Genomic DNA, 15,384 nt, shown 5'->3' with positions numbered 1-15,384 from the left:
GGTGGAAGTGCAGCAATGCATGGAGCTGACCAGTACTAATCGGTCGAGGGCTTATCCAATATGCACGTTGTAAATCGCGAATTTCGTTTCGGATCTAGTTTTCAGAGAATAAACTCTGAGATGTAAGCTAAGCTATGCGTTTGGTGGCGATGGCGGAGGGGTTCCACACGTACCCATCCCGAACACGACCGTTAAGCCCTCTAGCGCCGATGGTACTTGGACCGCAGGGTCCTGGGAGAGTAGGACGCCGCCAAGCGAAGAACCACTGCCGATGTTATTCGGTGGTGGTTTTTATTTGCGTTTTTTTACTATAGATCAGGTGGAACAATTATAATACACGAAAAAAATATTCCCGAGAGATGCCAGCGCATCTCTTGTTTGACTTTGTCCCGTTCCTCTGACACACTCATAAATGGATACATACATCACGTATCAGGCCATGATTTGAAAGATATCATAACTTAGAGAACGGGGTGCAGGACGATATGGAAATTCAGAAATTAACCGTTGATGATTTTGAGCCAGCGATGGCACTCTCCGAGTATGCTTTTCAAGTGGTAATGAGTGAAGAACAGACGGAGAAGCGACGGAGTCAATTTGATTCTCAGGATATATGGGGTGTATTTGAGGAAGGACAATTGGGTGCCAAACTTCACATTATTCCTTTTCAAACCTATATTCATGGGAGATCGTTCGAGATGGGCGGTATTGCGGGAGTAGCGACATGGCCAGAATATAGACGTAAAGGCTGGGTAGCTGGACTGTTGAAGCATGCGCTTGAGGAAATGAACCGTAAGAAACAAAGTATATCGTTTTTGCATCCGTTCTCTTTTGCGTTTTATCGGAGATATGGTTGGGAGACGTATGTTGAGTTTAAACGATATAAAGTGCCTACAGCTCATCTGCCTGCGAAAAAGGCAACCCCTGGAACAATTCGTCGTGGCGATCTGGGACTCAGCATATTAAAGGAAGTATACAGTTCGTATGCTGAGCGCTATAACGGAACTTTGATCCGGGATGATGCGAGATGGGAGAACTCAGTTCTCACTAATGGAGCCAGCCAGAAGGCTGTATATTATGATGAAGCTGGTAAAGCACAAGGCTATGTTTTATATGAGGTTAAGGAAAGAAAGTTTACCATTAGAGAGATCATTTACTTGAATGAAGAGGCAAGACAAGGTTTATGGACCTTTATTGCGAACCATGATTCCATGATTGAGGAAGTAACTTTACAGGCACCAGCCAGTGATATGCTTGCTTTTCAATTAGACAATCCGCGGATTCAGCAGGAAGTTATACCATTCTTTATGGCACGTATTGTGAGTGTAGAACAATTTATTTCACAGTATCCTTTTGCGAGCCCAGACTCACCAGTACAGATTAATCTCCAGGTAGAGGATGCACACGCACCATGGAATGAAGGGGTATGGCAGTTGAATGTGGCGATGAACGGTACAGCTTCGATTTGGAAAACATCTGAGCCGGCTGCTAAAGATCAAACTGTTAAAGTAGACATTCAGGCGCTCACCGCAATACTGATGGGGTATCGCAGGCCCGCAGAGATGGCTCAAATAGGTAGAATTGAAGGACCAAATGGAGCGATTAAGGCTCTGGAACAAGCGATTCCTAAACGGGAAACGTATTTACTTGATTTTTTCTGATCCTCATAGAGTAACGAATATTCTAGGATCAATTTTGTAGATTTAACTTGTATAGCAATACGTTGCTAGTGTGAGACAAATGGACTTCTCCAGCTATTTTGGAGAGGTTTTTTTGTGTCAGCCGAATATTTCGTGTAAAATCGTAAAAAATGAATAGTGCTCCCTCTTGGCAAAACCACAAAATATGCTATAATGTATATAAAGTCAAAGAAAGTCAAAGTCAACTAAAGGTTAAATACTTACGTAGCTTTCTTTCTGCAATCCGGTGGTGGGAGCCATTTTAAAGGTAGTGCACATCAGCGGATAAAAGCAATATTAAAGGACCTTCGAGCGTCCTTCGCTCTCCCGTTAAAGACCGTTGAAGATCAGTTTCGCTGTTTCCTTGATTGGTTAAATGGGTTGAGAAGGTGTACTCTGTAGGGGCGTGTGGGTCCTTATTGACTTAACGTTTCAGACAGTGGAGGATGAGTGGATGCGTAATATCTCTGATATTATCGAACAATATCTGAAGAGTATTTTGCATGAAAGTCCCGAAGGAATGGTCGAAATTCAACGTAATGATCTGGCTGACCAATTTTCATGTGTGCCTTCCCAGATCAATTATGTCATCAGCACCCGATTTACACTCGAAAAAGGTTACCTTGTAGAGAGTAAACGTGGCGGCGGCGGTTATGTTCGCATACAGCGGATTGAATTGCCGGCTCACTCGGCTCTGCATAACCATTTGCACCATAGTATTGGAGATGAGATCGGGCAGACAGCTGCCGAAGGTCTGATCTACCAACTGGAAGAAGCACGTTTCTTAAGCAAAAGGGAAGCCGGGTTGATGCGGGCAGCTGTATCGAGAGAGATTATATTGGTCAAACTTCCTTACCGGGATCAAATTCGTGCCAGAATGTTAAAGGCGATGTTAATATCTTTGCTCGGTAAATGAAAACTATCGGGATCAAGGGGGTACATCATTGTGCTGTGCCAAGAATGCAACAAACGTCCGGCAACACTCCATTTCACGAAAATCGTGAACGGAGAGAAAACGGAATTCCATATTTGTGAGTCATGCGCTCGTGAAAAAGGGGAAATGATTCCGGGAACATCCAACGGATTTTCCATTCATAACTTATTGTCCGGGTTGCTTGATTTTGAGCCTACAGGCAAAAATGGCAGTGCAGGAGCAACACCTGCGCAATCCCTTCGTTGTGAAGAATGCGGGATGACCTATTCACAGTTTAGCAAAATTGGCCGCTTTGGCTGTAGCTCATGTTATAAATATTTTGACAGTCGTTTGGATCCGCTATTCAAACGGGTTCATGGTAGCACTTCCCACGTGGGTAAAGTGCCTGCACGAGCTGGTGGTCGCATCAAGGTGAAACGACAGATTGCTGATCTGAAACGGGATCTTCAGGAGAGCATAACGCAAGAGGAGTTTGAAGAAGCTGCTCAAATTCGTGATCAGATCAGGGAACTTGAAAAAGAAATAGCTCAGGAGTAAAGTTTGTGATGAGTAGGAGGGATGCGTAATGCCTAATCTTCGTTTTACAGAGAAGGCGCTCAGCGACTGGATGCGCAGTGATGCGGCTGATTCCGAAATCGTCATTAGCAGCCGGGTCCGGATCGCACGCAACCTGCAGCATTATCCGTTTCCGATGCTGGCTTCCAATGAGCAATCGGAAGAAGTGCTGAATAAGCTGAGCGAAGTACTTCAATACGATGACGTTCATGCCTTTGGAGATTTTCATACCTTGGATCTGATTGATATCGATGACCTTGACAAACGGGTGCTGGTAGAGAAACATCTAATCAGTCCTAGTCTTGCGAACGAATCCAGAAATGGTGCGGTTATTCTCAGTGAGGATGAATCTGTCAGTATTATGATTAATGAAGAGGATCATCTTCGTATCCAGTGCCTCTATCCGGGGTTCCAGGTGAAAGAAGCCTGGGAGAAAGCTTCCGCCATAGATGATGCTTTTGAAGCGCATGTGGATTATGCTTTTGATGACCGCAGAGGATATTTAACCAGCTGTCCTACGAATGTAGGTACAGGTGTAAGAGCATCTGTCATGATGCATTTGCCCGCTCTGGTGATGACACAGCAGATTGGCCGCATTTTAACGGCAGTCTCCCAAGTCGGACTGACTGTACGGGGAATTTACGGTGAAGGCAGTGAGGCGATGGGTAACCTGTTTCAGATCTCGAACCAGATCACACTGGGGCAGACGGAACAAGAAGTCATCGATAACCTGCATAGTGTTGTTTTACAGATGATTGGGCATGAGCGTACTGCTAGAGAACGGTTAATTACCGACTCTAGGCTGCGAATTACCGACAGGGTTATGCGTTCATACGGCATTCTGTCCCATGCAGCCATCGTCGATTCGAAGGAAGCTGCACAGCGTCTGTCTGATGTTCGACTTGGCGTAGATCTCGGCTTGTTGGACGGCTTGTCCATAACCGTGATGAACGAGTTGAATGTGATGACGCAGCCGGGCTTTTTGCAAAAAACATTTGGGGAAGACATGCGGACAGATGAGCGTGACATATATCGGGCTCAGTTGATCCGTGATACGATCAGTGCAGCCAATCAATCTTAGGTTGATCAAGAGTCGTTTATAAAAGGTTTCACGTCGCATCTGCGGCTTTTTATATAATAGAGCATTTCTATAAATGAATGCTGAATGATTTTATTCGCAGCATGGCTGCAAACAAAAATGATATGAAGAATACGGTGGGATCCTTTTAACAGCCCCCGTTTTATCCAAAACCATGGAGGTGCAGGAGATATGATGTTTGGAAGATTTACGGAACGGGCCCAAAAGGTGCTCGCATTGGCGCAGGAAGAAGCTGTCCGTCTTGGTCATAATAACATCGGTACAGAGCACATTTTGCTCGGCCTCATTCGTGAAGGCGAAGGCATCGCAGCCAAAGCGCTGATCGGCCTGGGACTCGGATTGGAAAAAATTCAAGATGAAGTAGAAACGCTGATTGGCCGTGGCCAAGAGCAACCTACGAACATTGCATATACGCCTCGTGCGAAAAAAGTAATTGAACTGTCTATGGATGAAGCTCGCAAATTGGGCCATACCTATGTAGGCACAGAGCATATCCTGCTGGGATTGATCCGTGAAGGCGAAGGGGTTGCGGCACGTGTGCTGAACAACCTGGGTATTAGCTTGAACAAGGCACGTCAACAAGTACTGCAATTGCTTGGCAGCAGCGAAGCTGTATCCAGTCATAACGGCACACCTGCCAATGTCAGCACACCAACACTGGACAGTCTGGCACGTGACCTTACGGCGTATGCCAGAGAGAACAACCTGGACCCAGTGATTGGACGTAGTAAAGAAATCGAACGTGTTATTCAGGTTCTGAGCCGTCGTACCAAGAATAACCCGGTACTGATTGGTGAGCCAGGTGTAGGTAAAACAGCCATCGCTGAAGGACTTGCACAAAAAATTATCGCCAACGAAATTCCGGAGACTTTGCGTGACAAACGTGTCATGACCTTAGATATGGGTTCGGTTGTTGCAGGTACAAAATATCGTGGTGAATTCGAAGATCGTTTGAAAAAAATTATGGATGAAATTCGTCAAGCGGGTAACATTGTCCTGTTCATCGACGAATTGCATACCCTGATTGGTGCAGGCGGAGCGGAAGGTGCAATTGATGCTTCGAACATTTTGAAACCAGCTTTGGCCCGTGGAGAATTGCAGTGCATCGGTGCAACAACACTGGATGAATACCGCAAATATATCGAGAAAGATGCTGCCCTGGAGCGCCGTTTCCAACCGATCACGGTGGATCAGCCTTCTCCAGAAGAAGCAATTCAGATTTTACACGGCTTGCGTGATCGTTACGAAGCGCATCACCGGGTGAAAATTACGGATGAAGCGATTGTGCAGGCGGTTAAACTGTCTGATCGGTACATTACAGACCGTTTCCTACCGGATAAAGCGATCGACCTGATTGATGAGGCGGGCTCCAAAGTAAGATTGAACTCTTACACGATCCCACCAAACCTCAAACAATTGGAAAGCCGTCTCGAAGATATCCGTAAGGAAAAAGACGCAGCGGTTCAAAGCCAAGAATTCGAGAAAGCAGCAGCTCTGCGTGACACGGAACAAAAAATCCGTGAAGAGCTGGATGTAACGAAGAACCAATGGAAAGAAAAACAAGGTCGCACGGATTCTGAAGTAACGCCTGAGGATATCGCGCAAGTGGTAGCCAACTGGACTGGAATTCCGGTGAACAAGCTGAAAGAAGAAGAAACACAACGCTTGATGAACCTGGAGTCTATTCTTCATGAACGTGTCATTGGCCAAGATGAGGCTGTGAAGTCTGTCAGTCGTGCAGTTCGTCGTGCTCGGGCCGGATTGAAAGATCCGAAACGTCCGATGGGTTCATTTATTTTCCTAGGTCCTACCGGGGTAGGTAAGACCGAGCTCGCTCGTGCACTTGCAGAAGCCATGTTTGGCGATGAAAATGCAGTGATTCGGATCGATATGTCCGAGTATGGTGAGAAGCATTCCACTTCCCGACTCGTCGGAGCGCCTCCGGGATATGTGGGATATGAAGAAGGTGGACAACTGACAGAGAAAGTTCGTCGCAAACCTTACTCCGTCGTCCTGCTCGATGAGATCGAGAAAGCACATCCGGAAGTATTTAACATCTTGCTGCAAGTGCTTGAGGATGGTCGTCTGACGGATTCCAAAGGTCGCGTTGTTGACTTCCGAAATACATTGATTATTCTGACATCCAACGTGGGTGCTGAAGCGATCAAACGTAACTCTACACTCGGCTTCACAGCAGTTGTGGATGCAGGGGCGGATTATGATAACATGAAGGGTAAAGTCATGGATGAGCTGAAGAAAAGCTTCCGTCCAGAGTTCCTTAACCGGATTGATGAAATTATCGTGTTCCACTCTCTGGAACAGAAACACATTGCAGAGATTGTTACCCTCATGAGTGAGGAGCTTCGGAAACGGCTACGTGAATACGAGGTTGACTTCGAACTCACCGACAATGCCAAGGATTTCCTTGCTAAAGCCGGCTTCGATCCAGCTTATGGTGCTCGTCCGCTTCGTCGGGCGATCCAGAAGCATATCGAAGACAAATTGTCTGAAGAGTTGCTCACGGGTAATGTGACCAAAGGTGATTCGTTGCTCATCGATGAAGAGAACGGAGCATTGTCTGTAACGAAAAAAGACGTTGTTGTTCCTTCCACTGAGGAAATTGAAACGAAATAAGTGACACTTAACTAGTGACATAACTAATGAGTCTGATATATAAAACAAAAATCCTTTCTGACTTTAGTCGGGAAGGATTTTTGTTTTTTTGTGCCAGTCAGAGCCCCAAAGCTGTTGTTTATCAGAAAACAAACATTGAACTGGCTACGAACATGTGTAAAGTTTGCGATAATCCTTTACGAAAAATCTCAAACAATGGTAAACTTTTATTAACCCTGCACGTCAGGGAGTTTAGGCAAAATTCGTCGAAAAATGCAAAATGCTGTTATAAAATAAATCCTAGGAGTGCTGAAGTGGCCAAAGTTAAAACCAAGTTTCAGTGTACGGAATGCGGCTATGAAGCCCCCAAATGGTACGGCAAATGTCCGGGTTGTCAGTCTTGGAATTCAATGGTGGAAGAAACAGAAACGGTGGTCAAAACACAAGGAAGAAATTCCCCTCTTTTTGAGAGTAAAGATAAGCCACTTCCCATCATAGATATAGATAGCGGTCAGGAACCGCGTGTACAGACTGGAATTGAAGAGCTGAACCGGGTTTTGGGCGGCGGAATTGTTCCAGGATCTCTCGTTCTGGTGGGCGGAGACCCCGGAATCGGAAAATCAACGTTGATGTTGCAGACATCTCATGCATTGACTCATTCAGGTTTGCGCGTGTTATATGTCTCAGGCGAGGAATCAGTTAAGCAAACGAAATTGCGGGCTGACCGTCTAGGTGCGCTGTCTCCTGAGTTATATGTACTATGTGAGACCAATATGGAGCGGGTTGAGGAAGCGGTGGAGCAGATCCAGCCGCATTTTCTAGTCATCGACTCCATTCAGACCGTATATCTGCCAGAAGTCACCAGTGCTCCCGGCAGTGTAGCTCAGGTAAGGGAATGTACATCACGGTTCATGCGGATCGCCAAAGGGCGAGGCATTGCAACCGTACTTGTGGGGCATGTTACGAAAGAAGGTGCTATTGCCGGTCCACGTATGTTGGAGCATATGGTGGACTGTGTTCTTTATTTTGAAGGAGAGCGGCATCATACGTATCGCCTTTTACGTGCGGTGAAGAACCGTTTTGGTTCGACCAATGAAATCGGTATTTTTGAAATGGGCGAAGATGGACTTCGTGAAGTAGGTAACCCTTCTGAGCTCTTTTTGTCAGAACGTCCACTGGGTGTGGCGGGTTCTACCGTAGTTGCCAGCATGGAGGGCACACGTCCTCTGCTTGTGGAATTACAGGCATTGATTTCAACCACACATTTCCCTTCTCCTCGACGTATGGCGACAGGGGTAGATCTCCATCGATTAAATTTGATTATTGCGGTACTGGAGAAACGGATGGGCATGTTCCTGCAAACACAGGATGCTTATCTGAACGTAGCTGGTGGCGTGAGATTAGATGAGCCGGCAGTGGATTTGGCGGTTGCTGTAAGTATCGCATCTAGCTTGAGAGATGTGCCGACCAAGCCAGATGACGTCATCTTTGGGGAAATCGGTTTGACGGGTGAAGTTCGGGCCGTTTCACGGGCTGAACAACGTGTGAAAGAAGCTCAAAAATTGGGCTTCAAGCGTGTCATTTTACCAGAAAAAAGCTTAAAGGGCTGGAAACATCCTCGCGGGATACAACTGATCGGTGTGAATACCGTGGCAGATGCACTAGCGGTTGCTTTAGATTAGGGGGCATAACAAGATGAAAGATTCGAGCCAACTGGATAATATGAACGAATTGTTAAGGCTGATCGCACCAGGTACACCTTTCCGCGAAGGTCTGGAGAACGTGCTGCGCGCCAAGACGGGTGCACTGCTGGTTGTAGGATACAGCCCTGAAGTGATGGAAGTAGTGGATGGAGGATTTTCGATAAACTGTGATTTCTCCCCGAACTATCTGTATGAACTCGCGAAGATGGACGGTGCCATTATCCTTAGTGAGGATTTAAAGCGTATCCTATACGCCAATACTCAGCTCATTCCTGACTCATCTATTTCTTCATCTGAGACGGGGATCCGTCACCGGACGGCTGAGCGAGTCGCGAAACAAACAGGCAAATTAGTTGTATCTATATCGCAGCGCCGGAATATTATCACCTTATACCAAGGAACACTACGGTATTCCCTCAAGGAAATCGGGGTTATTTTGACCAAGGCGAATCAAGCGATTCAAACCTTGGAGAAATACAAAGCTGTATTGACACAGTCCCTTACGAATCTGAGCGCCTCCGAGTTCGAGGAACTGGTGACGATTCCTGAGGTGGTCAATGTCATTCAGCGTACAGAAATGGTTATGCGCATCAAAACGGAAATTAAGCGTTACATTCATGAACTCGGCAACGAGGGACGTCTCATCTCCATGCAGATGGAGGAACTCGTCGGTACAACAGAAGAGGAAGCATGGCTACTGTATAAGGACTATGCCCGTGATGACAGTGATGACAAAATCCGTGAGATTATCGTTGGTCTGAAAAGATTGTCGGACGATGAATTGCTGGATGCACATCATATTGTACGTCTTCTGGGATACCCTTCGTCAGCTGCTACGTCCGAAGATTCGGTTGCACCTCGCGGATATCGGGTATTAAACAAGATACCCCGCCTGCCGAATGTCATCATCCATAACCTGGTCGATCAATTCGAACAATTGCCTCATGTCATTATGGCTACAATTGAAGAGCTGGACGAAGTGGACGGGATTGGAGAGGTGCGCGCCCGTACCATTAAGGAAGGTCTCAAGCGTTTGCAGGAGCAGATGTTTATTGACAGACAAATGTAAGGGTTTGCCTATAACGGCTTGAAAATAATGAGGTGAAACAACGATGTTAACCAGATTCATTCCGAATCTCTTTACCTTAGGTAATCTGTTTCTTGGAATGATGGCAATCCTGCTTGCAATTGATGGAAATTATAGTTTGGCTGCCATTTTGGTCATTATTGCGATGTTGTTGGATGGTCTGGATGGCCGTGTGGCACGTGCACTTAATGCCCAGAGTGAGTTTGGTAAAGAACTGGATTCTTTGTCTGACATGGTTTCATTTGGTGCAGCTCCAGCCCTAATTATATTTATGGTCTCGTTCCAGGACGCAACTCCGGTTTTCGCCTGGATCGCAACCGCAAGCTTTCCCATTTGTGGAGCTATCCGGCTTGCCCGGTTTAACGTTCGCCCCGGCATCCCCGGGTACTTCACAGGTTTGCCGATTCCAGCGGCCGGAGGAGTTCTGGCAACACTGTCCCTGTTTAATAAGGATATCGGTCCTGTGAGTATGATGATTGCGACTTTGCTGTTATCTTATCTGATGGTAAGTTCGCTGAAATACCCCAATTTCAAAAAGGTTGGTCTGCCGCGCAAAGCGATCTGGATTGCACCTTGGGTTATCGTCTTCGCAATCGTGGTGGCGGTCATGTTTCCAGAACAATTGTCCAAATTGATCTTTATTCCACTGGTGTTATACGCTCTATATGGGATGAAGCATAATATGCGGACAGTAGCCTCACGCAACCGGGCCAAAAAGCGTAAAGAAGAGAAGTCTTCCCGTCCTTCCGATCGCTAGGTATTCCATCATTTTGGAAAATACAAAGAAAGCACGTACGCTCCTGACAGGAGAATGCGTGCTTATTTTTGTTTTTCAAATCTATAAGGTAACTTAACCATTTGCAACGAAATACGTATTGTTTACGACAAATTGAACATCCCTAACGTCGAACATTTCTGTGACTCGTGATTTACGACCTCTTCCATGTTGATGTCCAGCAGATTGCAGAGAGCCGACATATAAAACAGGTTCCGCCCCAGTTCAGAGCTGATAACCTCTTTGCAATTCTCGCACAATTCACCTTCCACATGCGTTTCCAGCAGGCCTTTTGATTGAGCAATATCGCTCTCTGGGGCATATTTCTGCTTGGTGGCGTGCAGCTCAATGCAGCCGCATTCGGTAATGGCCTTTGACACGGCACGGTTGACAGAGGCGCCGGCTTGTCCTGTTTTGGACAGTACATCAATCAGGCTGCGATGACGCAGCAACAGCTCGGAAACTTGATCCTGAAAAGCCTGTAAACTTAGCGTACTCATTTTGCTACTCACCTCGGGATATGAATTGAATTCATTATATGCCAATAATTTACCTTCTTTCAACTGACGATTGCAACATTTCCAAAAAGTTCTTCAAAAGCGGGATTAGCAATCAGGGAATTGGATCATACTGGATATAAAGATGAAGATATATTGAAGGAGGTGCAGGGACTTATGTGGAAAAAAGGCATTTTAACTTTTACAGGATTGTGCGGTGCATGGTTCGGCTACACGGCATATCATCTGGCAGGAAAATCCGTCCCTTGGATGGCAGAATGGATTCAATCAGCAGGATTGTTGGGGGCTGGGGTATCAACCCTACTAGGTGCTGTATTGTTTATGTCCGTGTGTAACATCGGTGGGACATTAATGGCAACCAGACTGCATAATAGTATTGATTCTTTGGCCAAAGTACCGATGAATGAATTGGCTGCAGGTGCAGCGGGTACAGTTGCAGGACTGTTGGTGGCCTTGCTGTTATATCCATGTGTGGCATGGCTCGGGACGGCCGGAGAGGTGCTTCAGGTGGCGCTGACGGTCGTAAGTAGCTATACAGGCTATATGCTTGCCATGGCGAAGAAAGACGATCTGGCGGCCTTCTGGATGTCAGGACGTTGGGGGCATCCCGAGGTGGATGAAGACAGACGACTGGAAGAGCACAAAATTTTGGATACCAGTGTAATTATCGATGGTCGCATCGCAGATATATGCAAAACCGGATTTATCGAGGGCACGATTGTAATCCCGGAATTTGTTCTGGAGGAATTGCAGCACATTGCCGATTCATCGGACTTGCTCAAGCGGAACAGAGGACGGAGAGGGCTTGATATCCTGAATAAAATTCAGAAGGAATTGGACGTCAAAGTTCTTATTTACGAAGGTGATTTCGAGGAAATTTCCGAAGTGGACAGCAAGCTGGTCAAGCTCGCCAAGGTTCTTCAGGGCAAAGTTGTCACCAACGACTTCAACTTGAACAAGGTCTGTGAATTGCAAGGTGTATCCGTGCTAAATATCAATGATCTCGCCAATGCGGTTAAGCCCGTGGTATTGCCAGGTGAGGAGATTATGGTGCAGATTATCAAAGATGGTAAGGAACACGGTCAAGGTGTAGCCTATCTGGATGATGGCACGATGATTGTTGTGGAAGGCGGACGCGAGTATATCGGCATGATGATGGAAGTGCTGGTGACCAGTGTGCTGCAGACGTCAGCAGGACGAATGATTTTTGCCAAGCCGAAACTGTTGGAAAAAGCCCAATAAAGCGGTATGATGGGTAGTGTATCGTTAGAGTTTATAATATAACTGTATTATATCTCCGAACGGTAAACTGACAGACAAGGCAGGGATTGCGGCATGGATAAAGGGTGGGGTGTTGTCATTGTGGCGGCAGGTCGGGGGACCCGGATGGGAACAACCGAGAGTAAGCAGTTTCTGCTGCTGCAGGACAAGCCCGTTTTCATACATACGCTTGAAGTGTTTGCGGCTATGGACGAGGTCAGCGAAATGGTGCTGGTCACGGGAGCTACCGATGTTGAACGCTGCCAGGAATGGGTAAAAGAATACCGACTGGAATCACATGTCCGTGTCATCCCCGGAGGGAAAGAGAGACAGCATTCGGTCCACGAAGGCCTTAAGGCACTAGGGACAGACTGGGTCCTCGTTCACGACGGGGTACGTCCTTTTATAAACCGTGAGCAGATTATGGGATGTATGAAGGCCGCCATGTCGGGTGGAGCAGCTGTACTGGCCGTTCCAGTGAAGGATACGATCAAACAAGTAAATGCGGATGGAATCGTTACGGCGACGCCGGACCGCAGCAGTCTGTGGAGCATTCAAACCCCGCAGGCTTTTCGTCTTTCTTCCCTGATACTTGCTTACGAATCGGCGGACCGGGACGGATTTCTAGGAACGGATGACGCAATGCTGGCTGAACGCCAGGGAATGTCGGTCAAGGTTGTGGAAGGCAGTTATACGAATATCAAATTAACGACGCCGGAAGATTTGGAATACGCCGCGTTTTTGCTCAAGGGAGAGAAGAAGCGATGATACGTGTAGGACAGGGATTCGATGTACATCAACTGGTAGAGGGACGCCCATGCATTATTGGCGGGGTCACGATCCCTTATGAAAAAGGACTGCTGGGTCACTCGGACGCAGACGTGCTGCTGCATGCCATCAGTGATGCCATTCTTGGTGCGCTTGCACTTGGGGATATTGGCAAACACTTCCCGGATACCGATCCGGAGTTCAAGGATGCGGATAGCCTGAAACTGCTGGAGCATGTGTGGCAGTTGGTGAAGGATCGTGGATACCGTCTGGGGAACATCGATTCAACCATTATTGCACAGAAACCGAAGATGGCACCTTACGTTCCGCAGATGGCCGAGGTTATTGCCAAGGCACTTGAAGCGGATGTAACTCAGGTGAATGTCAAAGCGACAACAACAGAGCAACTCGGATTCCCCGGACGGGGAGAGGGAATAGCTGCCCAATCGGTTGTTTGCCTTGTTCGCGTGTGATATCATCAACCAATTAGAGACGGAGGGGATATTATGAGCACCGAAGTTCGCGTGCGCTACGCGCCGAGTCCAACGGGACACCTGCATATCGGGAACGCCCGTACGGCGCTGTTTAACTATTTGTATGCCAAACATAATAACGGCAAATTCATTATTCGTATTGAGGATACGGACGTGAAACGCAACATTGCCGGTGGTGAGGAAAGTCAGCTGAAATACTTAAAATGGCTCGGAATCGAGTGGGACGAAAGTATTGATGTCGGCGGCGAGTACGGACCATACCGTCAGACGGAACGTTTGGACATCTATCGTAAGTATACCCAGGAGCTGCTGGACAAAGGTCTGGCTTACCGCTGTTACTGTACTGAAGAAGAGCTGGAGCAGGAACGTGAGGAACAGACAGCACGTGGAGAAACTCCGCGTTATTCGGGTAAACACCGTGATCTGACACCGGAGCAACAGAGCGCATTTGAAGCGGAAGGCCGTGTGGCGAGTATTCGTTTCCGTGTACCGGAAGAACGCATCTATACGTTTGATGACATGGTCAAAGGAACAATCTCTTTCAACAGCAAGGAATCCGGCGACTTCGTTATTGTGAAAAAAGACGGCATTCCCACGTACAACTATGCAGTTGCTGTGGATGATTACCTGATGAAGATCTCTCACGTCCTGCGTGGCGAAGATCACATCTCTAACACACCGCGTCAACTGATGATTTATGAAGCGCTTGGCTGGGAGCCGCCGCAATTCGGTCATATGACGTTGATCGTGAATGAAAACCACAAAAAGCTGAGCAAACGTGACGAGTCCGTTATTCAGTTTATTGAACAATATGATCAGCTTGGCTATCTGCCTGAAGCGATGTTTAACTTCATCTCCCTGCTTGGCTGGTCCCCTGAAGGCGAAGAAGAGATCTTCTCGCAGGAGCAGTTAATCTCCATTTTTGATACGAAGCGTCTGTCCAAGAGTCCGGCGGTATTTGATACCCACAAGCTGGCTCACTTGAACAACCATTACATCAAAAATGCGGACCCGGATCGCATTGCCGAAATGGCAATTCCACATCTGCAAAAGGCGGGACGTATTGCTGCTGAGCTCTCACCTGAACAGAAAGAATGGGCATATACGCTTGTTCATCTCTACCAGGAGCAAATGAATTCTGCCTCCGATATCGTGGAATTGTCGGAAGTGTTCTTCCGTTCCCACCTGGAGCTGGAAAGTGAAGGAGCTGCTGTACTGGCTGAGGAGCAGGTACCAACCGTTCTGAAGGCATTTGCTGATAAAGTACAGGCTAGCGACGAATTTACACCAAGCAAAATGGCTGCGCTGATCAAAGAAGTTCAGAAAGAGACCGGATTTAAGGGTAAACAGTTGTTTATGCCGATTCGTGTAGCTCTGACAGGACAGACTCATGGCCGTGATCTGAACCAAACGATTGTACTGCTTGGTCGTGATACGGTGATTGATCGATTGCATGCTCAGGTAAAAGGTGCATAAGAAACGCTCCTTTTAGAGTCTACTTTGGACTTATGGATAGAACTTCGTTTATACCGATATGAAGGAAGATTGTTGTCAGTCCATAACCTTTTCGCTATAATAGCAACACAAAGGTTAAATGGTATGATTTTATCATTCATCATAAAAACAGCAAAGACCGGGAGAAGTAGGCTGAACCGGACAGATTCAGAGAGGATGGCCCCGCAGTAAAGAACAGGATTCTTTGCTGCGGTGGCTGTGAGCCATCCGCTGTCCGTCAGTCGAAATGCACCCGTGAGCTGCATAGCCGAATCCGGCCCCGCCTCTCGTTATGTAGGAGAGAGGAAAACGTCAGGATAGGTTGTGACGGTTGGTTCCCGTTACGGAACTGTTGAGGGTTCATTCTTGTGCAAGGATATGAGGAGGCTATAACAAACTTCCCAG

Annotated in this window: 13 protein-coding genes and 1 rRNA gene; 13 read left to right on the top strand and 1 reads right to left on the bottom strand. The window is 47.0% G+C overall.

The window, feature by feature from the left end; genetic code table 11:
* Nucleotides 1-139: 139 nt before the first annotated feature.
* The 9 genes from rrf to pssA all read left to right on the top strand — a co-directional run bounded on the left by rrf (nt 140) and on the right by pssA (nt 10,427).
* Nucleotides 140-256, top strand: a 5S ribosomal RNA gene (gene rrf / locus CS562_RS30915).
* Between the two features lie 229 nt (nt 257-485).
* On the top strand, nt 486-1,661 hold the full coding sequence (locus CS562_RS30910) for a GNAT family N-acetyltransferase (protein WP_099859250.1): 1,176 nt from the start codon (nt 486-488) through the stop codon (nt 1,659-1,661).
* Nucleotides 1,662-2,133: 472 nt separating this feature from the next.
* A complete protein-coding gene (locus CS562_RS30905) occupies nt 2,134-2,595 on the top strand; it encodes a CtsR family transcriptional regulator (protein WP_024633618.1) in 462 nt (153 codons plus the stop codon).
* A 30-nt stretch (nt 2,596-2,625) separates the two neighbouring features.
* A complete protein-coding gene (gene mcsA / locus CS562_RS30900; protein ID WP_076292148.1) occupies nt 2,626-3,150 on the top strand; it encodes a protein-arginine kinase activator protein McsA in 525 nt (174 codons plus the stop codon).
* A 28-nt stretch (nt 3,151-3,178) separates the two neighbouring features.
* Nucleotides 3,179-4,249 carry a protein-arginine kinase McsB gene (gene mcsB, locus CS562_RS30895; RefSeq protein ID WP_053779232.1) on the top strand — a complete coding sequence of 357 codons (1,071 nt, stop codon included), beginning with the start codon at nt 3,179-3,181 and terminating at the stop codon, nt 4,247-4,249.
* A gap of 189 nt (nt 4,250-4,438) precedes the next feature.
* Entirely contained in the window at nt 4,439-6,901 is a 2,463-nt protein-coding gene (locus CS562_RS30890) for an ATP-dependent Clp protease ATP-binding subunit (protein WP_076292149.1), read from the top strand.
* Between the two features lie 293 nt (nt 6,902-7,194).
* Nucleotides 7,195-8,562, top strand: a complete 1,368-nt coding sequence (radA, locus tag CS562_RS30885; RefSeq protein ID WP_063567409.1) for a DNA repair protein RadA — start codon at nt 7,195-7,197, stop codon at nt 8,560-8,562.
* 13 nt (nt 8,563-8,575) lie between these two features.
* Nucleotides 8,576-9,652, top strand: coding sequence for a DNA integrity scanning diadenylate cyclase DisA (gene disA / locus CS562_RS30880; protein ID WP_076292150.1), 1,077 nt, complete (start codon nt 8,576-8,578; stop codon nt 9,650-9,652).
* A 43-nt stretch (nt 9,653-9,695) separates the two neighbouring features.
* Entirely contained in the window at nt 9,696-10,427 is a 732-nt protein-coding gene (gene pssA / locus CS562_RS30875; RefSeq protein WP_076292151.1) for a CDP-diacylglycerol--serine O-phosphatidyltransferase, read from the top strand.
* Nucleotides 10,428-10,549: 122 nt separating this feature from the next.
* Here pssA and CS562_RS30870 read toward each other — a convergent pair whose 3' ends face one another.
* Nucleotides 10,550-10,945, bottom strand: coding sequence for a nucleoside triphosphate pyrophosphohydrolase family protein (locus CS562_RS30870; RefSeq protein ID WP_024633611.1), 396 nt, complete (start codon nt 10,943-10,945; stop codon nt 10,550-10,552).
* Nucleotides 10,946-11,119: 174 nt separating this feature from the next.
* Here CS562_RS30870 and CS562_RS30865 point away from each other — a divergent pair, with 174 nt between their 5' ends.
* From CS562_RS30865 to gltX, 4 genes are all read left to right on the top strand, one after another.
* Complete coding sequence (locus CS562_RS30865; RefSeq protein WP_076292152.1) at nt 11,120-12,205, top strand: PIN/TRAM domain-containing protein; 1,086 nt, start codon at nt 11,120-11,122, stop codon at nt 12,203-12,205.
* A 93-nt stretch (nt 12,206-12,298) separates the two neighbouring features.
* On the top strand, nt 12,299-12,991 hold the full coding sequence (gene ispD / locus CS562_RS30860) for a 2-C-methyl-D-erythritol 4-phosphate cytidylyltransferase (RefSeq protein ID WP_099859249.1): 693 nt from the start codon (nt 12,299-12,301) through the stop codon (nt 12,989-12,991).
* Nucleotides 12,988-13,464, top strand: coding sequence for a 2-C-methyl-D-erythritol 2,4-cyclodiphosphate synthase (gene ispF / locus CS562_RS30855; protein WP_053779226.1), 477 nt, complete (start codon nt 12,988-12,990; stop codon nt 13,462-13,464). Before ispD ends, ispF begins: the two co-directional genes overlap by 4 nt.
* Before the next feature lie 33 nt (nt 13,465-13,497).
* Nucleotides 13,498-14,961 (top strand): glutamate--tRNA ligase, encoded by a 1,464-nt coding sequence (gltX, locus tag CS562_RS30850; RefSeq protein ID WP_076292154.1) that lies wholly within the window; start codon nt 13,498-13,500, stop codon nt 14,959-14,961.
* The last annotated feature ends 423 nt before the right edge of the window (nt 14,962-15,384 follow it).

The sequence above is a fragment of the Paenibacillus sp. LK1 genome (genome assembly GCF_002750415.1).
Lineage (GTDB): Bacteria > Bacillota > Bacilli > Paenibacillales > Paenibacillaceae > Paenibacillus > Paenibacillus taichungensis.
This window is presented reverse-complemented; position numbering and strand designations above follow the sequence as displayed.